The organism is Pseudomonas sp. S3_E10 (genome assembly GCF_054667615.1).
In genome coordinates this window covers 2,238,299-2,260,006 of the sequence record NZ_CP162743.1, presented here as the reverse complement: position 1 = coordinate 2,260,006, position 21,708 = coordinate 2,238,299, and the positions used below count along the sequence as shown (strand labels likewise).

Below are 21,708 nucleotides of genomic sequence, written 5' to 3'. Positions count from 1 at the left end.
GATTGAGCTAGGTGAAGAGTCGGGAGCGTTGCGTCGCTCGGCAGTTTAGAGGAAGAGACCGGGGCCCGGGCGACTTCCTTCGGGGAATCTGACGCCCACTTTGCCGATCTTGTTCCCGTCCATGACCGCGACGGTCCAGATGGTGTTGTTCCACTCCACCTGGTCGCCGACCACCGGCGCGCCGCCGACTTTCTGGGTGATGAAACGGCTCAACGGCATGTCCGGGTCGATCCCTTCGAGCTTGAGGCCATACAGCGCCGAAACCGCGCCCAGTTGGGCGTCGCCTTCAAGGACGAAGTCGCCGAAGAAGCGCAGGTCGAGGCCGCGTTGCGGTGCCTGGCTGAACAGTTTGCCCAGGGCCGCCAGGTTGTGTTCGTGGCCGATCACGCAGAGCAGATCGCCGACTTCCAGCACGGTACTACCCGACGGATGGAGCAGTTGCTGGCCACGAAAAAGGGCGGCGATCCGTGTGCCTTCGGGCATTTTCAGCTCGCGCAGGGCTGCGCCGATGCACCATTTTTCCGCGCCCAGGCGGTAGACGAACAGTTCCCACTCGCTGGTGACATGTACTTCGAGGGCGGAACGGGAGATCGGCGCGGGGTCCGGCGGTACCGTCACTTTCAACAACTTGGCCACCCACGGCAGGCTCGTGCCCTGTACCAGCAACGACACCAGCACGATAAAGAACGCCAGGTTGAAATACAGCTGCGCATGGGGCAGCCCGGCCATCAGCGGGAACACTGCCAGAATGATCGGCACCGCGCCGCGCAGGCCGACCCAGGCGATAAAGGCTTTTTCGCGGCCGTGGAACGCCTTGAACGGCAGCAGGCCGACCAGCACCGACAGCGGCCGCGCAAACAGGATCATCCACAGCGCCAGGCCCAGCGCCGGCAGGGCGATCGGCAGCAAGTCGTGGGGGGTGACCAGCAGGCCCAGCACCAGGAACATGCCGATCTGCGCGAGCCAGGCCATGCCATCGAGCATATGCAAAATGCCATGACGGCTGCGCACCGGACGGTTGCCGATCACCAGGCCGCACAGGTACACCGCGAGGAAGCCGCTGCCGTGCAGGGCGTTGGTCAGGGCAAATACGAACAGGCCGCCGGCGATCACCAGGATCGGGTACAAGCCGTTGGCCAGGTTGATGCGGTTGACCATTTGCAGCATTAACCAGCCGCCACCCAGGCCGACGATGCCGCCGATACCGAATTCGCGCACCAGATGGGTCAGCAGGCTCCAGTGCAGGCCGGTCTGGCCGCTGGCGAGCATGTCGATCAGTGTCACGGTGAGGAACACCGCCATCGGGTCGTTGCTGCCGGATTCAATTTCGAGGCTGGCGCTGACCCGTTCGTTAAGCCCCTTGCCGCCCAGCAGCGAGAACACCGCCGCCGCATCGGTGGAGCCGACGATGGCGCCGATCAGCAAGCCTTGAATGATATTGAGGTTAAACAGCCAGGCCGCCGCCATGCCGGTGAGGCCGGTGGTAATCAATACCCCCACCGTGGCCAGCGACAACGCCGGCCAGAGCGCCACGCGAAAACTCGCTACCCGTGTGCGCAGGCCGCCGTCGAGCAGGATCACGGCCAAGGCCAGGTTGCCCACCAGGTAGGCGGTCGGGTAGTTGTCGAAGATGATGCCGCCGCCATCGACACCGGCCAGCATGCCTACGCCCAGGATGATCACCAGGATCGGAATCCCCAGGCGCGACGAAAGAGAACTTACCAGAATGCTCGCACTCACCAGCAACGCGCCGATCAAGAACAGGCTGTTGATGGTCGTCGCATTCAAAGGCAGTACTCCGTGGGCAAACAAGACAGGCGCGGACTGACCATGCAGTCTGCGTGCCAGCGATTCTAACCTGTTGAATTGCTGCGCTGTCAAAAAGCTTTTTCTGATTCGCAGGGATCCAAATGTGTAAGGGGCAAACTCCCCCTCCCACATTTTTAACCGAGTACGTTCAGTTGGAGGCGCAAGCGCCCGACCAGAGGTTTTATGGTTTCAGGAACCAGATGGGGGATATGCAGTCACTAAGGCTCGAAAGTGTGGCCCGGCCCCTTAAAAATCGAGCTGCGCGCCGGGGATAACCCTGGCATCCGAGGTGAATTTTCTTTATCGTCACCGCCCTTTGAAAAAGCCCGAGAAATCAAAATGTTAGAAGCATCCCTCAGCCAATTGGAACAACTGGTCAGCGACCTGGTACAGCAGAATCATGACCTGTTGGGCAGCAACGAATCCCTCAAGGCGCAACTTGCCAGCGCCAAGGATGAGAACGACAGCCTGCAACTGAGCCTGATGGAGCAGGAAGAAAAGCATGGCGCCACCGCGGCCCGTATCCAGGCGTTGGTTGAGCGCGTGAGCGCGGGGCCTGTCGGCGCATGAATGAAGGCATAAAGGTCGTTTCGATTCTCGGAGAGGATTACTCGATCAAGGCGCCGGCCGGGGAGGATAAAACCCTGATGCACGCCGTGACCATGCTCAAGGCTTCCCTGGCCACCACCAAGAAAAAGTACCCGACCCTGATCGGTGACAAATTACTGGTGCTGGCGGCGCTGAACCTGTGCGCCGAGCAGATCGAAATGCAGCAGGCGCACCAACAGGAACTCGACCGTTACCAAGAGCAAGTCAGCGCCACGGTCGAAGTGATTTCCAAGGCGATCCAGCCTTAGAACCATCCATCCTGCATCCCCAGGCACGTATCGTCGCGTGCCTCAAGAATCGCCAGTTCATGATGGCAGCCCGGTACTTCCCAGGTCAGGAAGTAACGGGCGGCCTGGAGCTTGCCTTTATAGAAGGCCATGTCCGCCGCATTGCCCCGGGCCAGCCCTTCTTCGGCGCGAATCGCCTGTTCCAGCCACCGCCAGCCAATCACCGTATGCCCGAATACCTTCAGGTACAGCGCCGAGTTCGCCAGGCTGTTGTTGACGCTGCCCTGGGCGAGATCCGTCAGCAGTCCCAACGTGACTTCTTGCAGGCGCGCCACCAGTTGTTCCAGCGGCTCTCTCAAGGCGGTGAGTGACGGGTATTTGTGCGCCCGCGCACCGGTTTCGGCAATCAGGCGGATCAGTTGCTTGAGCCCCGCGCCACCGTTTTGCGCCAGCTTGCGACCCAGCAAATCCAGGGACTGGATGCCATGGGTACCTTCATGGATCGGGTTCAGGCGGTTGTCGCGGTAGTACTGCTCCACCGGATATTCGCGGGTGTAGCCGTGGCCGCCGAGGATCTGGATCGCCAGTTCGTTGGCCTTGAGGCAGAACTCCGACGGCCAGGATTTGACGATGGGCGTGAGCAGGTCCAGCAGTTCGTGAGCTTGTTTGCGCTCGGTGTCGGTTCCCAGCGTGGTGGTGTCATCGAACAACCGCGCGGCGTACAGGCCCAGGTCGAAGGCGCCTTCCACATAGGCTTTTTGGGTGAGCAGCATGCGTTTGATATCGGCGTGCTGGATGATCGAGACCGGCGCGGTGCTGGGGTCTTTGTTGTCAGGCAGGCGCCCTTGCGGGCGTTCGCGAGCGTAGTCCAGTGAGTACAGGTAGCCCGCGTAACCGAGCATGACGGCGCCCATGCCAACCCCAATGCGGGCCTCGTTCATCATCTGGAACATGCAGCTCAAGCCTTGGTGCGGTTTACCTACCAGGTAGCCGACGCAGTTGCCGTTATCGCCGAAATTCAGCGCGGTGGACGTGGTGCCCCGCCAGCCCATCTTGTGAAACAGCCCGGCCAGCAACACATCGTTGCGTGCGCCGAGGCTGCCATCCTCGTTGACCAGGAATTTGGGCACGATAAACAGCGAAATGCCCTTCACCCCGGCCGGTGCGTCCGGCAGCTTGGCCAGCACCATGTGCACAATGTTTTCCGACAGCGGGTGGTCGCCGCCGGAGATGAAGATCTTGTTGCCCTTGAGCCGATAGGTGCCGTCAGCCGCCGGCTCTGCGCGGGTGCGAATATCCGACAGGGATGAGCCGGCATGGGGCTCGGTCAGGGCCATGGTGCCGAAAAAGCGCCCATCAATCATGGGCTGCAGAAAACGTTGTTTCTGCTCTTCGGTGCCGAAGCTTTCGATGAGGTTGGCCGCGCCCATGGTCAGGAACGGGTAGGACGTGGACGCCGCGTTGGCCGCCTGGAAGTGGGCGAAACAGGCTTGGGACAGCAGGGTGGGCAACTGCATGCCGCCCGCGTCGAAACTGCGCGCGGCGTTGAGGAAGCCCGCCTCAAGGAACGCATCCACGGCCGGCTTGACCTCGGGAATCAGGATGGCCTTGCCGTCTTCGTAGCGCGGTTCGTTTTCGTCGTTTTTGCGGTTGTGGGGGGCGAAGTACTTTTCGGCGATGCTGCGCGCGGTGCTGATGGCCGCGTCGAAGGTTTCGCGGTTGTGCTCGGCAAACCGCTCGCGCTGGGTCAGGCCCTCGGCATCGAGGACTTCGTAGAGCTCGAAAGCCAGATTGCGGGAACTGAGCAGCGTCTCGGACATGGCGGCTTACCTTTTAGGGGAATAGGCCGGAGTCTAAGTGCGCAAATGGAGGGTGGATAGCAAGATTGATCTGGGTGATGAAGGGGCAGAACGCGGGGAGGGAATTGAAACACGATCAAAAAAGTGGGAGGGGGCTTGCTCCCGATAGCAGTGTGTCAGCACCAGGTGTGCTGACTGAAACTCCGCTATCGGGGGCAAGCCCCCTCCCACATTGTGCAACTGCGTTTTTTAGCCGATGGTCATCAAGCTGGCGTTGCCACCCGCTGCTGCGGTGTTAACACTCAACGCCCGCTCAATCACCAGGCGCTCCAGTGCAATCGCCGTCTCACCTTGCGACAAACCATGCACGCCAACAATCGCACCGCCACGCTGGGCCACTTGCTTGCACACCGCGCGCAGTTGGTCGGAATCGCCGTGGTGCAGGACCGCGTCGAACACCACCTCGTCCTTGGCCCAATCAGCCACGCGCTGGATCTTCGCCTGAATCTCCTTCGGCAGGCGTGGGAACACGGCCTTGGTCAGGTCGGTTTCCGGCCATACCGCCGAGCCGCCTACCGCCAACACCGCGGCCAGTTGGGTCAGCAGGTCGCCTTCTACTTCCGCCAGGCACAGTACATGCTCGCGGGGCAGAATGGCGTAGCTGTTGCGCTCGCCGGTCGGCCCGGCCAGTTGGCGAGTGATGCCGCTTTGCGACTGCGCGGCGAATTGAGTGCACAGGGTGCTCAGCTCGCTGAACTTATTGCTGTCGGCCCAGGTTTTCAGGGCAGTCAGTGGTTGGCTCATGGCATCGCGCAGGCGCACATCGGGTGCTGCCAGCTTGTCGCCACGTACGAAGGATTGTTCGATCGCATCGGTAGGACGTGTCGACAGCAGGCGGTACAGATACAGCGGGCCACCGGCTTTCGGGCCGGTGCCCGACAGGCCTTCGCCACCGAACGGCTGCACACCGACCACGGCGCCGACGATGTTGCGGTTAACGTAAACGTTACCGGCGTTGACGTTATCAATCACCTTGGCGATGGTCTCGTCGATGCGGGTGTGCACGCCCAGGGTCAGGCCGTAGCCGGACGCATTGATCTGGCCGATCAACTGGTCGATCTCTTTACGCTTGTAGCGCACCACGTGCAGCACAGGGCCGAAGATCTCGCGTTGCAGTTCGTCGAAGCTTTCCAGTTCGATCAGGGTTGGCATCACGAAGGTGCCGCGCTTGATCTCTTCAGCATCGGCAATCGCCACTTGGTAAACGTTGCGGCCTTTGTCGCGCATGGCCTGGATGTGTTTTTCGATGCCGGCCTTGGCTTCTGCGTCGATCACCGGGCCGATGTCCACCGACAGTCGCTCCGGGTTGCCCAGGCGGCATTCCGCCATGGCGCCCTTGAGCATTTCGATGACGCGGTCCGCCGAATCTTCCTGCAGGCACAGCACGCGCAGCGCGGAGCAACGTTGACCGGCGCTGTCGAAGGCCGACGACACCACGTCGATGACCACTTGTTCGGTGAGCGCCGAGGAGTCCACGATCATCGCGTTCTGGCCGCCGGTTTCGGCGATCAGCGGGATCGGACGGCCTTGGGCATCCAGGCGCCCGGCGACATTGCGTTGCAGCAGGCGCGCCACTTCGGTGGAGCCGGTGAACATCACGCCTTTGACGCGATCGTCGCCCACCAGGCGGGCACCGACGGTTTCGCCCTGGCCCGGCAGCAGTTGCAGCACGCCTTCCGGAATACCGGCTTCGAGCAGGATGCGCACGGCCTGGGCCGCTACCAATGGGGTTTGCTCGGCGGGCTTGGCCAATACCGGGTTGCCGGCGGCCAGCGCAGCCGCCACCTGGCCGCTGAAAATCGCCAGCGGGAAGTTCCACGGGCTGATGCAGACCACCGGGCCCAATGGGCGGTGGGCATCGTTGGTGAAATCGTTGCGTGCCTGCACCGCGTAGTAACGCAGGAAGTCCACGGCTTCACGCACTTCGGCGATGGCGTTGGCGAAGGTCTTGCCGGCTTCGCGGGCCAGCAGGCCCATCAGTGGCTGGATGTCGCCTTCCATCAGGTCGGCGGCGCGCTCGAGGATCGCGGCGCGTTCGGCGGGCGGGGTGGCCTGCCAGATCGGGCCCGCATTGATGGCGCACTGGATCGCGTTGTCGACGTCTTCAATAGTGGCTTCTTGCACCTGGCCGACCACATCACGCAGGTCGGACGGGTTCAGCACCGCTGTTGCGGCCTGCTCGCTGGCGGCGCAACCGAGCATCGGCGCGGCTTTCCAGTTGTTGTGAGCGGTGGCCAGCAGGGCGCACGACAGTGACGCCAGGCGGTGTTCGTTGGCCAGGTCGATACCGGCCGAGTTGGCGCGGTCGCTGCCATACAAGTCGCGCGGCAATGGAATACGCGGGTGCGGCAAGCCGAAGCCGCCTTCCTGCGTGGCCATTTGCTCAATGCTGGCCACCGGGTCGGCCACCAGTTCCTGGATCGAGATGGACTGGTCGGCGATACGGTTGACGAACGAGGTGTTGGCGCCGTTTTCCAGCAGGCGACGCACCAGGTACGCCAGCAGTGTTTCGTGAGTGCCGACCGGCGCGTACACGCGGCACGGACGGTTCAGCTTGCCTTCGGAAACCTTGCCTACAACCTGTTCGTACAACGGTTCGCCCATGCCGTGCAGGCATTGGAACTCGTACTGGCCGGGGTAATAGTTCTGACCGGCGATATGGTAGATGGCCGACAGGGTGTGGGCGTTGTGCGTGGCGAACTGCGGGTAGATGACTTCCGGCACCGACAGCAGTTTTCTAGCACATGCGATGTAGGAAACGTCGGTGTACACCTTGCGGGTGTACACCGGGTAGCCTTCCAGGCCTTCGACCTGGGCGCGCTTGATTTCGCTGTCCCAGTACGCGCCTTTAACCAGGCGGATCATCAGGCGATGGCGGCTGCGGCGTGCCAGGTCGATCACATAATCGATCACGTACGGGCAACGCTTCTGGTAAGCCTGGATCACGAAACCGATGCCGTTCCAGCCGGTCAGTTGCGGCTCGAAGCACAGGCGTTCCAGCAGGTCCAGGGACAGTTCCAGGCGGTCGGCTTCTTCGGCATCAATGTTCAGGCCGATGTCGTATTGCTTGGCCAGCAGGGTCAGGGACAGCAGGCGCGGGTACAACTCGTCCATCACGCGCTCATATTGCGCACGGCTGTAACGCGGGTGCAGTGCCGAAAGCTTGATGGAAATGCCCGGGCCTTCATAAATCCCACGGCCGTGTGAGGCTTTGCCGATGGAGTGAATGGCTTGTTCATACGAGGCCAGGTACTTCTGGGCGTCGTGTTCGGTGAGCGCGGCTTCACCGAGCATGTCATAGGAATAGCGGAAACCCTTGGCTTCGAACTTGCTCGCATTGGCCAGGGCTTCGGCGATGGTTTCGCCGGTGACGAACTGTTCGCCCATCAGGCGCATGGCCATGTCGACGCCCTTGCGGATCATCGGCTCGCCACTCTTGCCGATGATGCGGCTCAAGGATGAGGTCAAGCCGGCTTCGTTGTGCGTGGCGACCAGTTTGCCGGTCAGCAGCAGGCCCCAGGTGGCGGCATTGACGAACAGCGACGGGCTGTTGCCCAAGTGCGGGTGCCAGTTGCCAGTGCTGATCTTGTCGCGGATCAGTGCGTCGCGAGTGCCCTTGTCCGGGATACGCAACAGCGCTTCGGCCAGGCACATCAGGGCCACGCCTTCCTGGGACGACAGGGAAAACTCCTGCAGCAAGCCCTGAACAATACCGGCACGGCCGCCGGCGCTCTTCTGATTGCGCAGTTTCTCGGCAATCGAGGCGGCCAGCTTGTTGGTGGCTTCAGCCATGGGGGCCGGCAGGCGGGCCTGTTCGATCAGCATCGGCACCACTTCCGGCTCCGGGCGGCGGTAAGCGGCGGTGATCGAGGCGCGCAGTACCGATTGCGGCAGGATGCTCTCGGCGAACTCAAGGAAGCACTGGTGCGCGTGGTCGGCCTGGACCTCGCCCGCGTCGTCGGCATCCTTGCTGCTCAAACCATTGAGCTCGGCCAGGGTTGCACCACCCTCGAGTTTCTCCAGGTAATTGAAAATCGCCTGCTTGATCAGCCAGTGCGGCGTGCGATCAATGGAGGTCGCGGCAGCCTTAAGGCGTTCGCGGGTCGGGTCGTCGAGTTTGACCCCAAGGGTGGTCGTCGCCATTTTCTTATCCTCATGGGTGCCACTACCGAGTGGCATTAGCTGGCGGCAAGATTAGCTGCGCCCAAGAAGAGGTGCAACCGGGTGCAACCCTTTTTATCCATGAAATTTTCGATGGATGCGGTGAAAAAATTGAGCGTTCAGCGGATTGCGCTTTCTCTTGGTGCATTTGCTTATGAGATCCGCTGTTCTTGCTCCGAAAAGGAGCAAAAACAGGGTGTTTGAGCGAATTTGCGCTCAGGTGCAACTTAATCCCAAGAAACTGGTTGCACCTTATTTGCTTTGTTGAATAGCATTCGCGGCCAAGGTGCAACCAACGCGAAAGCGGGGTTCATCGGCTGGCGGCTTTCCTGGGGAAACGTCAGTCATAAATGCGCGGCACGCAGGTACGTTTACTCACTGATCAGTGGGTAGCCGTCCGACAGACCGCTGCCACATAAAAACAAAGCCAGGGCGTCACTCCTATGAGCGTTAGCAATCCAACCCTGATCACATTCGTGATCTACATCGCAGCAATGGTGCTGATCGGCCTGATGGCCTATCGCTCCACCAATAACCTTTCCGATTACATCCTTGGCGGTCGCAGCCTCGGCAGCGTGGTGACGGCGTTGTCCGCCGGCGCTTCCGACATGAGCGGCTGGTTGTTGATGGGCTTGCCGGGCGCGATCTACATGTCCGGTCTGTCGGAAAGCTGGATCGCCGTCGGCCTGATCGCCGGTGCCTACCTCAACTGGCTGTTCGTGGCCGGTCGCCTGCGGGTACAGACCGAACACAACGGCGACGCCCTGACGCTGCCGGATTACTTCTCCAGCCGTTTCGAAGATAAAAGCGGCCTGCTGCGGATCATCTCCGCCGTCGTGATCCTGGTGTTCTTCACCATCTACTGCGCGTCCGGCATCGTGGCCGGTGCCCGCCTGTTCGAAAGCACCTTCGGCATGTCCTACGAGACTGCCTTGTGGGCCGGCGCTGCGGCGACGATTGCCTACACCTTTATCGGTGGTTTCCTGGCGGTGAGCTGGACCGATACCGTGCAAGCGACGCTGATGATCTTTGCGTTGATCCTGACGCCCATCATCGTGCTGCTGGCCACCGGCGGCGTAGACACCACCTTCCTTGCCATCGAAGCCAAGGACCCGACCAATTTCGACATGCTGAAAAACACCACCTTCATCGGCGTGATCTCGCTGATGGGCTGGGGCCTGGGCTACTTCGGCCAACCGCATATCCTGGCGCGTTTCATGGCGGCGGATTCGGTGAAGTCGATCGCCAAGGCGCGCCGCATCTCCATGACCTGGATGATCCTGTGCCTGGGCGGCACCGTGGCCGTTGGCTTCTTCGGTATCGCCTACTTTTCGGCGCATCCGGAAGTGGCGGGTCCTGTGACCGAGAACCCTGAGCGTGTGTTTATCGAACTGGCAAAAATCCTCTTCAACCCATGGGTTGCCGGTGTGTTGCTGTCGGCCATCCTCGCGGCCGTCATGAGCACCCTGAGCTGCCAATTGCTGGTGTGCTCCAGCGCCCTGACCGAAGACTTCTACAAGACCTTCCTGCGTAAGAGCGCTTCCCAGGTTGAGCTGGTATGGGTCGGTCGCGCCATGGTGCTGCTGGTGGCATTGATCGCCATCGCCATGGCCGCCAACCCGGAAAACCGCGTACTGGGCCTGGTCAGCTATGCCTGGGCCGGTTTCGGCGCGGCGTTCGGCCCGGTGGTGCTGATCTCGGTGATCTGGAAAGGCATGACCCGCAACGGCGCACTGGCCGGCATCCTGGTCGGCGCAACCACCGTGATCGTGTGGAAGCACTTCTCGCTGCTGGGCCTGTACGAAATCATCCCAGGCTTCATCTTCGCCAGCCTGGCGATCTACTTCGTGAGCAAGATGGGCGCACCGACCGCCGGTATGGTCGAGCGCTTTGACGCCGCCGAAAAAGACTACAACCTCAACAAGTAACTCGCCGGGCGTTAAGCGCCGTTTGAGTTAAAAAGAAGGCCCGCGTCCTACGGATGGCGGGCCTTTTTTTGCGTGTGATTTGAGTTGGTCCGAAGAAGATTCCGACATTGGCGTGTAGGGGTTTACTGATTTGATCGGGGGGCGCTCAGAGAGGCGAAATCGTGGTGCAGAATCTTGCGCCTACCCCTCGCAGAGAAACACCGGATGTTCGCTCCTGCCAATCAAAGTGCCTTTACCCTGACCCTCGACGGGGTTGCCAGTGACCTCAAGGTCTACCGCTTCAACGGTAACGAGGCGCTTAGTCAGCCCTACTGTTTTGACCTTGAGCTGGTAGGCGAGCAGCCCGATCTTGACCTGCAAAGCGTGTTGCATCGCCAGGTTTACCTGGGTTTCGATGATCGGGGGCATGGCGTCCACGGCCTGGTTTACCGAGTGGCGCAGGGTGACTCCGGGCGCCGTCTGACGCGATATCAAATCACTCTTGTACCGCAATTGGCCTACCTGGCGCATAGCAGCCACCAGCGTATTTTCCAGCACAAGACGGTGCCGCAGATGGTGGCACTGGTGCTGGTGGGGCAGGGCATCCTGAGTGATCAGTTCGAATTTCGCCTCAGCGGTACTTACCTCGAGCGCGAATATTGCGTGCAGTTCGGCGAGACCGACCTGGCGTTCATTCAACGTCTGTGTGCCGAGCAGGGCATTCACTACCATTTTCAGCATTCACCCGAAGGACATCTGCTGGTGTTCGGCGATGACCAGACCGTGTTTGCCCAGGCGGAGCAACCCACTCCCTACATGCCCGGTTCCGGAATGGTCGCGCAAACCCCGGCGATCAAACGCTTCGCCGTGCAGTTGGCGACCGCTACCACGGCGGTAAACCTGCGCGATTACGATTTCCGAAAACCGCGCCTGGCGCTGGAAAGCGCGGCCAGCGGTGAACAGCTTCCCATGCTCGAACAGCAAGGCTATCCCGGCCAATTCAGCGACCGTGCCCATGGCAAACACCTCGCGCAGCGCGGGTTGGAGCGCCAACGCAGCGACTACCGACTGGCCCATGGCGAGGGTGATGAACCGGCATTGGTCAGTGGCGGTTTCCTCAAGTTGTCAGGGCACCCCCGCGAGAGCTGGAATGACTTGTGGCTGGTGCGCCAAGTAAGCCACGAAGGCAAGCAGCCGCAAGTGCTTGAGGAGGCTGTGACTGAAGTCTGCGACGGTGAGTTTCGGCAGGGATATCGCAATAACTTTGTCGCCGCGCCTTGGGATGTGATCTTCCGCCCGCCTTTGTCCGAGCAAGCGCGCCCGGCTATCTCGGGTTATCAGAACGCCGTGGTCACGGGGCCTGCCGGCAGCGAAATCCATTGCGACGAGTACGGCCGGGTCAAGGTGCAACTGGCCTGGGACCGCGCCGGGGTCCATGACGATCATTCCAGTTGTTGGTTGAGGGTTGCCAGCGGTTGGGCCCATGACCGCTATGGCGCGGTGCTTATCCCCAGAGTGGGCATGGAAGTGCTGGTGGGCTTCGTCAATGGCGACCTGGACATGCCGCTGGTGATGGGTTGCCTGCCCAACGCGGCGACGCCGGTGCCCCTCGACCTGCCGGCGGACAAGACCCGCAGCATCTTCCGCAGCCAGAGCAGCCCCGGTGGCGGCGGTTACAACGAATTGCGCATCGAAGACCGCAAGGGCGCCGAAGAAATCTACCTGCGTGCCCAGCGCGACTGGACCCAGCACGTGTTGCATAACCAGCAGGTACAGGTCGACAACCAGCGCCGGGTGAAAATTGGGGGTGAGTCGCACCATGAACTGCAGGGCGAAGAACAGCGCATCACCCATGGCAACCGCCTGACCGAACTCAAGCTGGATGATCACCTGGTGGTCGGCGGCTCGCAGCAGGTAAAGGCTGGGCAAACCATTCAGATTGGCGCAGGGCAGAGCATCGTTATCGACGCGGGCGCCACCCTCACGATCCAGGCAGGAGGGCAGTCGATCACGCTTTCAGCGGGCGGCATATTCAGCAGCGTGCCGATCCAGCTCGGCGGCGGCCCTGCCCCCGGCCCGGCGCCGTTGATACCGGGGCTCAAGGAAAAACTCTTGGCGGTTATCCCCGCCCCACTGAGCCCCGTGCAAGTGGCGAGTTTGAAGCGTAGTGCACCGTTTTGCGAGGAATGTGAGCGTTGCAAGAATGGGCAGTGCGATATCGCGCAGCATGGCAGCGCAGGTAATAACGCTCGAGGAGCCCCTGCGGCGAAAGCCTCGGCTGTAGAGCCAGGTTTTCATATTGTGCAACGCGCCATGCCGCGTGATGAGTTGGAAAAAACGCTGTTCGAGTCTCCCAGTGCAGCTGTTCTGGAGCGTTTTCGCAGCCTGAATCCACACCTTACGCCGTACGCCCGACCGGGGCAGATGCTGGTCCTCAGCGACCCACTCAACAGCTAATGCACCCGTGAGGGAGCATTGCTGATGGAGGCAGCGCAAGAGGTGAGCAATGCGCTGACGCCGATGAGTGATGAGGAAGCGGCGTTTATGGTGGAGCACCATGAGGTGGTTAGGGGGTTTTTGGCGGATAGCTCGATGGCGGTGGGGATTGGGTCGACGATGGTGGAAGGTCATCTGATACGGACGAAGTCGGTACTTGATGCTCTCGAAAAATTGCATGTTAGAACCTTTCAGGCACAAGGGAGTTTGCAAGGTGTCGAATTCTTTACAAAGCGCAAGCAGTTGTTAACTCGACTGGATAACAGCCTGGGACCCTTAGTCCGAAAGGGTGTAAATATTGCAGATCACCCAAAGCTCAAAAGCGCGCTGGGAATCTCCAGTCGTAGTCTGGTTCATCATTGGAGCAGGGCCGGTGTGGCAGGAGGTATTCCCGGGTATGCGACACATATTCAGGGTGTGGCGCGTGCAAGCCAATACATGAAGGTTGGTGGTTTCGTTGGTATGGTGCTCGGGGCTTCAGCCTCAGCGTTGAAAGTGAAGGAAACGTGCCGCGTTGATACGCCGGCGAAGTGTAAGAAAGTAAAGTTCATTGAAGGGGGGAGCTTCGTCGGAGGCGTTGCCGGTGGCTGGTTGGGTGGCGCCGCCGGAGTAGCTGGCGCTAGTACAATTTGCGCTGCCGTCGGCGCCGGAACTTTCGGTGTAGGAGGAGTGTTATGTGTCTTGGTGGTCATAGGGGCAGGTACATCTATTGCCGGGTTGGGTGGAGCGAAAGTTGGAGAACACATCGGTGAATTCATTTATGAGGTGCGAAACCCATAATGAACGAGTATTACGTAATTTATATGTGGTGCTGGATAAGCGTGTTCGCTTTGATTTTTTTAACTTTTCTAGTGCAGCTTTATTTTTCGTATTCGAAAGTAGATGAAATACTGGCCTGTTTGGGAAATTCAAAGGTTGTAGTGTTTCGTAAGCAGTTGCTGGGAAAGGATTTTTTTAGTAGATCTTGTTTTGTACTGACGATTGCCGGAATGCTTGCTTTTCCGAAAGTGCACATAAGAGAGGGTGGGTTTACCCGTGAGGAGTTTGAAAGTGTTCCGTCGAAACTTAAGTTTCAATTAAGGGCGTTGGTGTATGTCTTATTCTTCTTGGTGGTTGTTTGCGTGGTGTTATGGGGTGTTGGAGAGTGCGTAGGTTGGTTGAAATGAAAAAATTACGACATCGACGTATTGCTTTTGATGCGATTAAGGTCTCTCCAGTTCGTTGGAAACCGTATTGGCACACCTGCAAGGCTTGACGAAGGTCACCTGCCCGATAATCAGCTCGCGGAGGCTCAGCCGCGAAGCCTCGGCTGTAGAGCCGGGTTTTCATATCGTGCAACGCGCCATGCAGCGTGGTGAGTTGGAAAAAACGCTGTTCGAGTCTCCCGGTGCAATTATTCTGGAGCGTTTTCGCAGCCTGAATCCACACCTTACGCAGTACGCTCGACCGGGGCACATTGGCGGCCACTCCGGTTTGTATTGCTATCGGTGTAGGAACCCTTGGCGTTGGCGGGTTAATTTGCGGCGTGGTGGTTGTGGGTGCCGGAGCCGCAATAGGGGGGAATGCCGGAGCTCGCATGGGGAGCAAGTTGGGGGAAGTTGTTTATGAGGGAGTGAAATAAATATGGAAAGCGCAAGGACTTTGTATTTTTATTGTTTGATGATCGCGGCGTTATGGGTCGTTCTTGTTTTAGTGGGGCAGGTGTATTTTTCATATCGTAAAGTCGATGAAATATTGGAGTGCTTGGGTGCTTCAAGATTGATCTCTTACCGTAAGCGTTTTATTGGTTCCGATTTTTTAAGCAAAACTTTTTTTGTGAATACCGTCGCTGGAATGTTTGTCTTTCAGAAATTGCATATTAAGGATGGGGCCATTACGCGTGAAGATCTGGACAATGTTCCTCGCCAGCTAATGCGTGAGTTGAGACTGTGGGGTTTTTTTTTGATGGGTATGGGGGGGACGCGGTTACTTTGTGGTGTGTCGGTGAATATATGGGCTGGCTTGGATAAAAACTCTCGGGGCGTCGCAGTGTTTGACGGTGGACTATTTAATTAACTTCTATGTGCAAAGGATTATCTCGAATGCTTAAGCAGCTAGCACCTCGGACTTGGCTAGCCCACCACCTACTCGAATCAGGCGAGCGCTTCTTCGTCGTCCTCAGCAATGCCAGTGACGCCAAACCTCTCGACGCCTGGCGAAGCACCGCTGCCGGCATGCCGCCCCAACCCATCTGGGCCGGCACAGCCTACGCCGAGTGGAGTGAGGTGATGCCCTATGTCGCAATCATCGAGCCCGACAGTCCTTTTCTCGACTGGATAGCGACCACCGAATCCACGGACTGGGGCTGGCTGGCGGTGTCCTCCAGCTCGTTGCAAACCGTGGTTGCGCATCTGCAAGGCTTGACCAAGGTCTACCTGCCCGATCATCAGGAAGTGTTTCTGCGCTTCTGGGATGGCGCCCAATTTCTACCGATGTTGCAGGCGTTGGGCGACGCGGCGTCAACGCTATTGCCGGTATTCCAGCGTTACCTGATTAATGGTCAGCCGCTGACGGTTGCGCCGGGGCCGATGACCGAGGCTAAAGCCAGCCCGTGGTGGCGAGTGCCTGCGCCGGTGCTCAAACATTTGGCAGAGCAGTCACCGCAAACCCTGATCGACAACCTGCTCCAACGGCTCGAAGAACAGCGCCCGGACCTGTACACCGCCTTCCCGCCGGCGACCTTGCGGCACAAGGTCGCCTACTTTGCGCGGGGTGCGGATATCAGCGATGACGCACTGGCCAGCGCCCTGGCGTCAGACTCGGCTTGAGCCCAAGGCCTGCTGCAAGTCGTCGATCAGGTCTTCAATCGCCTCGATGCCCACAGAGAGGCGGATCATCTCCGGCTTCACACCGGCCTTGGCCTGTTCTTGCTCGTTCATCTGCCGATGGGTGGTGGAGGCAGGGTGGCAGGCCAGGGATTTGGCGTCACCGATGTTGACCAGGCGCTTGAAGATTTGCAGCGAGTCGTAGAAGCGCACGCCGGCATCGAAGCCGCCCTTCAAGCCGAAAGACAGGATCGCCGACGGTTTGCCTTGCATGTATTTTTGCGCCAGGGCGTGGTGCGGGTGATCGGGTAGCCCGGCATAGCTGACCCATTCCACTGCCGCATGGCCTTGTAGGAACTGCGCGACCTTCAGGGCGTTTTCGGTGTGGCGCTCCATGCGCAGAGCCAGGGTTTCCAGGCCTTGCAGCAGCAAAAACGCATTCATCGGCGCCAGCGCCGCGCCGGTATTGCGCAGCGGCACAGTGCGGGCGCGGGCGATAAAGGCTGCTGGACCGAATTTTTCGGTATAGACCACGCCGTGATAGGCCGGCTCGGGGTTGTTGAGGCCGGGGAATTTTTCCGGATATTGGGTCCAGGGGAAGGTGCCGCTGTCGACGATCACGCCGCCCAGGGAGTTGCCATGGCCGCCAATGTATTTAGTGATTGAGTGCACAACGATGTCGGCGCCGAATTGGATCGGCTTACACAGGATCGGCGTGGCCACGGTGTTATCCACCACCAGTGGCACGCCACGGGCATGGGCGACGTCTGCCAGTGCCTGGATGTCGATGATATTGCCCGCCGGGTTGCCGATGCTTTCGCAGTACACCAGCTTGGTGTTGTCGTCGATCAGCTCGGCGATGGCTTGGGCAGAGTCGTCTCGGGCGAAGCGCACATCGACGCCAAAGCTCGGCAGCAGGTGGGCGAACAGGGTGTAGGTACCGCCGTAGAGCTGCGGGGTGGTGACGATATTGTCGCCGGCCCGGGTGAGGGTCTGGATCGCGTAGTGGATCGCGGCGCTGCCGGCCGACACCGCCAGCGCGGCGATACCGCCTTCGAGGGCGGCGAGGCGTTGCTCCAGCACATCGTTGGTGGGGTTCATGATCCGCGTGTAGATGTTGCCGGGCACATCCAGGTTGAACAGGTCGGCGCCATGCTGGGCGTTATCGAATTCGAAGGCGACATTCTGGTAGATCGGCACAGCGACGGCCTTGGTGGTGGGGTCCGACTTAAAGCCATGGTGCAGCGCGATGGTGGCGTCTTTCATGATTGTTATTGACCTCCCTGGAGAATGGATCGCCACAATAAGTCCACCGTGATACGACCGTTTAGATTTTTTTTGGCCTGCCTCCTGTATTTACGGCATAAGCACCGCCCGACACGCAGCCCTGCACCTTTGCCCGTGTAGAAGGTAAACTTCGCCCCCTGCGCAGGAGCAACCATGAATTATCGTCACGCCTTTCACGCCGGCAACCACGCCGATGTCTTCAAACACCTGACCTTGACCCGCCTCATTGCCCTGATGTCGCGCAAGGAACAGCCGTTCGCCTACCTCGATACCCATGCCGGGATCGGTCTGTATGACCTGCAGGGCGACCAGGCCAACCGCACGGGTGAATACCTGGAAGGCATCGCGCGTCTGTGGGGCGAGGACGACCTGCCGTCACTGACCGCCGACTACATGCGCGTGCTGCAAGAGATGAACCCGGATGGCCAGTTGCGTTACTACCCGGGCTCGCCGGAACTGGCACGGCGCCTTACGCGCCCGCAGGATCGGGTTTTGCTCAATGAGAAACACCCCGAAGACGGCGTGCTGCTCAAGGACAACATGAAAGGTGATCGCCGCGTCAAAGTGCACCTGGGCGAAGGCTGGCATGTACCGCGCGCCTTGTTGCCGGTGCCGGAAAAACGCGCATTGATGCTCATCGACCCGCCCTTCGAGAAACTCGATGAGATGCAGCGGTGCGCTGCCTCCCTCAAGGAAGCGGTCAGCCGCATGCGCCAGACCGTCGCGGCCATCTGGTACCCGGTGAAGGACCAGCGCATGCTGCGTCGCTTCTACCAGGACCTGGCCGGCACTGGCGCGCCGAAGCTGTTGCGCGTGGAATTGCTGGTGCATCCCCTGGACACGCCCAACACCCTGACCGGCTCGGGCCTGGCGATTGCCAACCCGCCGTGGGGCTTGGAAGAGGAATTGCGCGAGCTGCTGCCGTGGCTGTCCAAGAAACTTGGCCAGACCCAGGGTGGGTGGCAGATGGATTGGCTGATCGCTGAGTAACCTGCTCTAAAGCCAGGCACAGGACCCAATGTGGGAGGGCGCCCCTCCCACATGTTGATCTGTGTTGGCCTTTAGATCGGGCAGGTCACGCCGGTGCCGCCGATCCCGCAATACCCCTGCGGATTCTTCGCCAGGTACTGCTGGTGGTACGCCTCGGCGAAGTACACCGTTGGGGCTTCGTCGATTTCGGTGGTGATTTCACCCAGGCCGGCCTTGCTCAGTTCTTGCTGATACGCCTCGGCACTGGCCTTCGCCGCCGCCAGTTGTTCCGGGGTGGTCGCATAAATCACCGAGCGGTACTGGCTGCCGATATCGTTGCCCTGGCGCATGCCCTGGGTCGGGTTGTGCAATTCCCAGAACATCTTCAGCAGGTCTTCGTATCTCACTTTGGCCTGGTCATACACCACCAGCACCACTTCGCTGTGGCCGGTCAGGCCGGAGCAGACTTCTTCGTAGGTCGGGTTCGGCGTGAAGCCGCCGGCGTAACCCACCACGGTGCTGACCACGCCGTCGCGCTGCCAGAACTTGCGTTCCGCACCCCAGAAACATCCCAGGCCGAAGATCGCAAAACCGACATCGTCAATGAACGGGCCGAGCAGTGGGTTGCCGTTGACGAAGTGTGTCTCGGGCAGGTTCATCGGGGTTTCACGGCCAGGCAACGCTTGTTCTTGAGTAGGCAGCACGTTTTTGTTCACCAGAATTTCCGAGCGCAAGACCATGATCAGTCCTCTCGTCAGGTTGAGTTAGCGGTAAGGATTCAGACAGCCAGTGTGCCCGAGTGTTACAGCGCTGTCAGGCGATTGGCCCGCGCGGGTAGCGTTTGAGCATCGTCAACAGCTCTGCGCCGGGGATTGGCCGGTCGAACAGGTAGCCCTGGCCCACGTCGCAGCGGTGCCGTCGCAGGAACGCCAGTTGCTCGGCGGTCTCGATGCCTTCGGCCACAACCTTGAGCTTGAGGTTGTGGGCCATGGCGATCACGGCCGAGGTGATTTCCATGTCGTCCTGGTTGTCCGGGATCTCGTGGATAAAGCTGCGATCGATCTTGATGATGTCGATGGGGAATTTTTTCAAGTAGCTCAGCGATGAGTAACCGGTACCGAAATCGTCCATGGCCAGGGTCAGGCCGAAGCTCTTGAGTTGGTCCAGTTGCAGGCGTGTGTCCTCGGTGGCTTCCAGCAGCAGGCCTTCGGTGAGTTCCAGTTCCAGCAGGTTGGCGGGCAGGTCTTCTTCCTTGAGGATGGCGGCAATCGAGGCCACCAGGTCCGGGTCGGAGAACTGCTTGGGCGACAGGTTGATTGCCACCTGCAGGTTGCCCATGCCGGCGGCGCTCAGACGCTTGCTCATGCGGCAGGCCTGGCGCGCGATCCATTTGCCGATGGGGATGATCAAGCCGGTCTCTTCGGCCACGCTGATGAACTGGTCAGGACGGATCATGCCCTTTTCCGGATGGTTCCAGCGCAGCAGCGCTTCCATGCCCAGCAAGCGACCGCTGCGCAGGCATAGCTTGGGCTGGTAGAACACGTCCAGCTCGTTCTGGGTCAAGGCGCGACGCAGGTTGTTCTCTACGAACAGCTTGTAGCTGGCCTCGGCGTTCAGCGCTTCGGTGAACACTTGTACCTGGTGTTTGCCGTTGGCCTTGGCTTTGTGCAGCGCCAGGCCGGCGTTACGCATCAGGGTTTGCGGGTCGCGGCCATGCAGGGGGGCGCATGCCAGGCCCACGGAACCGGTGACGCTGATCAATTGGTTGTCGACGAACATCGGTTTATCCAGGGTTGCCAGCAACTGGCTGGCGACCTGCTGGCCGCTTTCCAGGTCGGTGTCGTCGAGCAGTACCGCAAACTCGTTGCTGGCAAAGCGCGCCAGGCTGCCGCCGGTACTCAGGCTGTTGCGCAGGCGCCGGGCCAGGCTGATCAGCAGCTTGTCGCCGGTCTGGTGGCCGAGGCTGTCGTTGATGCGCTTGAAGTTGTCGATGTCCACCAGCAGCAGGCTGATCGGGGTGTCACTGTCGCGGGCAAAGCGCTCGTCGAGGTTGCGGATAAACGCCGGGCGGTTGCCCAGGTTGGTCAGGTTGTCGGTATAGGCCAGGCGCTCGATGCGCTGCTGGGCCAGCTTGGTCTGGGTGATGTCTTCGTAGATACCGATGTAGTGCGTCAGCTCACGGTTGTCGCCATACACCTTGGAGATCGACAGCTGGCCCCAGTAGGGTTCGAGGTTTTTACGCCGGCTTTTGAATTCACCCTGCCAACTGTTGCTTTTGGCCAGGCTCGACGGCGCGTCAAACAGCAACTCGCTGAGGTTCTCCAGCGCGGGTAATTGCGCCAGGCGATGGCCGTGGACTTCTTCGGCGCTGTACTGGGTGATCGCGGTAAAACTTGGGTTGACGTACTCCACAACACCGTCGCAGTTGACCAGCAAAAACGCGTTGGCGCTTTGCTCCACCGCGCGCTGGAACAGATGCAGGGCGCTGGTGGCGGTGCGGCGGTTGTGGTTGTTGATCACTTGCGCGAACTGGTCGGCCAACTCACCGGCGAAGGCAATCTCATCGGCCTGCCACACGCGCGAGCTGCCGCCTTGTTCCAGGCATAGCACGCCGACCACCTGGCCATCGACGCGGATGCTCGCATCCAGCATGGCGTGGATGTCTTTGGCGCGCAGGTTCTCGGCCATCTCACGGGTGCGCGGGTCGCGCATGGCATTGTTGGCGTCGATGGCGCGGCTGGTGTGCAAGGCTTCCAGATAATCCGGGAAGCAGCCGGCATCAATGGGGTCCGGCAGATGGTACTGCTGGTCGGCGCGGTGATAGGCCGAAATCGGCGTCAGGCGCTGGCCTTCGAGATTCCAGAGGCTTGCGCAATCGATCTGGTAGATATCGCAGGCGCTACGGGTGATCAGCTCGGCGGCTTCCTGCAGCGAGTTGTTGGCGGTGTAGCGCTGGCGGGCCAGCAGCAGGATCAACTCTTGCTGGGCGCGCACCCGTTCCAGATGCTGCAGCTGTTCCTGCTGGGCACGCTGGTTGAGTTCGAGGGCGATCTGCAGGCGGTTGTTCTGGCTTTCCAGGTCCTGCGTCGGGGCAGGCAAGGGGATTTCGCTGAACAGGCCGTCGACCACCATCAGGTAGCCGCGCAGCAGATGGCGATTGTGTTGTTTATAGGCCTCGCCCATTTCGAGCAGGCTCAGGGGGCCGTCGTTGGTGTGCAAGGTGTAGCGCACCAGGTAATGCGGGCTTTGGCTCAGTTGCTGTTGAATGGTGTCGTGCAGTTGATAGCGCGCCTGGGGTTCCATCAGGCTGGCGTAGGGTGTGCCGATCAGGGCGCACAGCTCGACCGCCGACAGGCCGAATTGGCGCTCGCAGTTGGGGTCGAGGTACAGCAGGGCCCAGCTTGCCTCATTAAGCCGCTCGAAACGCAGCATACCGAGGCGCGAAGGCACCGGTAACTGCGTCACTACCTCGGCCGCCATACGGGCGACATCGGGTTGGCTTTTCATGGGGGGAACTCACTTGAAGTAACGCGCACGGCGCCGGGCTCACGCCCTCTTTTCTGCTGCCTGCGGCAAGGTT

General features: G+C 60.2%; 15 protein-coding genes. 9 read left to right on the top strand and 6 right to left on the bottom strand.

Annotated features, from left to right (window positions below; genetic code table 11):
- Positions 1 to 45 precede the first annotated feature (45 nt).
- A complete protein-coding gene (locus tag AB4N98_RS10185) occupies positions 46 to 1,788 on the bottom strand; it encodes a potassium/proton antiporter (protein WP_017526492.1) in 1,743 nt (580 codons plus the stop codon).
- Positions 1,789 to 2,148: 360 nt separating this feature from the next.
- Between AB4N98_RS10185 and AB4N98_RS10180 the strand changes: the two genes are divergently transcribed.
- Together AB4N98_RS10180 and AB4N98_RS10175 are read left to right on the top strand one after the other, a co-directional pair.
- Positions 2,149 to 2,379, top strand: a complete 231-nt coding sequence (locus tag AB4N98_RS10180; RefSeq protein WP_065879473.1) for a hypothetical protein — start codon at positions 2,149 to 2,151, stop codon at positions 2,377 to 2,379.
- Positions 2,376 to 2,666, top strand: coding sequence for a cell division protein ZapA (locus AB4N98_RS10175; RefSeq protein ID WP_017526490.1), 291 nt, complete (start codon positions 2,376 to 2,378; stop codon positions 2,664 to 2,666). The genes AB4N98_RS10180 and AB4N98_RS10175 overlap by 4 nt, the downstream gene beginning before the upstream one ends.
- Here AB4N98_RS10175 and AB4N98_RS10170 read toward each other — a convergent pair.
- Both AB4N98_RS10170 and putA read right to left on the bottom strand, forming a co-directional pair.
- Positions 2,663 to 4,465: an acyl-CoA dehydrogenase gene (locus tag AB4N98_RS10170; protein WP_017526489.1), complete on the bottom strand. Its 1,803-nt coding sequence runs from the start codon at positions 4,463 to 4,465 to the stop codon at positions 2,663 to 2,665. The two genes, AB4N98_RS10175 and AB4N98_RS10170, sit on opposite strands and share 4 nt — an antisense overlap.
- A gap of 228 nt (positions 4,466 to 4,693) precedes the next feature.
- A complete protein-coding gene (gene putA, locus AB4N98_RS10165; RefSeq protein ID WP_017526488.1) occupies positions 4,694 to 8,647 on the bottom strand; it encodes a trifunctional transcriptional regulator/proline dehydrogenase/L-glutamate gamma-semialdehyde dehydrogenase in 3,954 nt (1,317 codons plus the stop codon).
- 461 nt (positions 8,648 to 9,108) lie between these two features.
- Between putA and putP the strand changes: the two genes are divergently transcribed.
- The 6 genes from putP to AB4N98_RS10135 all read left to right on the top strand — a co-directional run bounded on the left by putP (position 9,109) and on the right by AB4N98_RS10135 (position 15,875).
- Positions 9,109 to 10,593, top strand: coding sequence for a sodium/proline symporter PutP (gene putP, locus AB4N98_RS10160; RefSeq protein WP_217855722.1), 1,485 nt, complete (start codon positions 9,109 to 9,111; stop codon positions 10,591 to 10,593).
- A 204-nt stretch (positions 10,594 to 10,797) separates the two neighbouring features.
- On the top strand, positions 10,798 to 13,029 hold the full coding sequence (locus tag AB4N98_RS10155) for a type VI secretion system Vgr family protein (RefSeq protein WP_460149405.1): 2,232 nt from the start codon (positions 10,798 to 10,800) through the stop codon (positions 13,027 to 13,029).
- A gap of 24 nt (positions 13,030 to 13,053) precedes the next feature.
- Positions 13,054 to 13,848, top strand: a complete 795-nt coding sequence (locus AB4N98_RS10150; protein WP_137220157.1) for a hypothetical protein — start codon at positions 13,054 to 13,056, stop codon at positions 13,846 to 13,848.
- On the top strand, positions 13,848 to 14,234 hold the full coding sequence (locus AB4N98_RS10145) for a hypothetical protein (protein ID WP_065879471.1): 387 nt from the start codon (positions 13,848 to 13,850) through the stop codon (positions 14,232 to 14,234). The genes AB4N98_RS10150 and AB4N98_RS10145 overlap by 1 nt, the downstream gene beginning before the upstream one ends.
- A 457-nt stretch (positions 14,235 to 14,691) precedes the next feature.
- Positions 14,692 to 15,123, top strand: coding sequence for a hypothetical protein (locus AB4N98_RS10140; RefSeq protein ID WP_460149404.1), 432 nt, complete (start codon positions 14,692 to 14,694; stop codon positions 15,121 to 15,123).
- A gap of 26 nt (positions 15,124 to 15,149) precedes the next feature.
- Positions 15,150 to 15,875 carry a DUF4123 domain-containing protein gene (locus AB4N98_RS10135; RefSeq protein ID WP_137220159.1) on the top strand — a complete coding sequence of 242 codons (726 nt, stop codon included), beginning with the start codon at positions 15,150 to 15,152 and terminating at the stop codon, positions 15,873 to 15,875.
- On the opposite strand, the gene AB4N98_RS10130 is transcribed toward AB4N98_RS10135, so the two are convergent.
- Positions 15,861 to 17,138 carry an O-acetylhomoserine aminocarboxypropyltransferase/cysteine synthase family protein gene (locus AB4N98_RS10130; RefSeq protein WP_065879469.1) on the bottom strand — a complete coding sequence of 426 codons (1,278 nt, stop codon included), beginning with the start codon at positions 17,136 to 17,138 and terminating at the stop codon, positions 15,861 to 15,863. The genes AB4N98_RS10135 and AB4N98_RS10130 overlap by 15 nt on opposite strands.
- A 174-nt stretch (positions 17,139 to 17,312) precedes the next feature.
- On the opposite strand from AB4N98_RS10130, the gene AB4N98_RS10125 reads away from it, so the two are divergent.
- On the top strand, positions 17,313 to 18,149 hold the full coding sequence (locus AB4N98_RS10125) for a 23S rRNA (adenine(2030)-N(6))-methyltransferase RlmJ (protein WP_017526481.1): 837 nt from the start codon (positions 17,313 to 17,315) through the stop codon (positions 18,147 to 18,149).
- A 71-nt stretch (positions 18,150 to 18,220) separates the two neighbouring features.
- On the opposite strand, the gene msrA is transcribed toward AB4N98_RS10125, so the two are convergent.
- Both msrA and AB4N98_RS10115 read right to left on the bottom strand, forming a co-directional pair.
- On the bottom strand, positions 18,221 to 18,868 hold the full coding sequence (msrA, locus tag AB4N98_RS10120; RefSeq protein WP_017526480.1) for a peptide-methionine (S)-S-oxide reductase MsrA: 648 nt from the start codon (positions 18,866 to 18,868) through the stop codon (positions 18,221 to 18,223).
- A gap of 73 nt (positions 18,869 to 18,941) precedes the next feature.
- Complete coding sequence (locus AB4N98_RS10115; RefSeq protein WP_065879467.1) at positions 18,942 to 21,635, bottom strand: putative bifunctional diguanylate cyclase/phosphodiesterase; 2,694 nt, start codon at positions 21,633 to 21,635, stop codon at positions 18,942 to 18,944.
- Between the last annotated feature and the right edge of the window lie 73 nt (positions 21,636 to 21,708).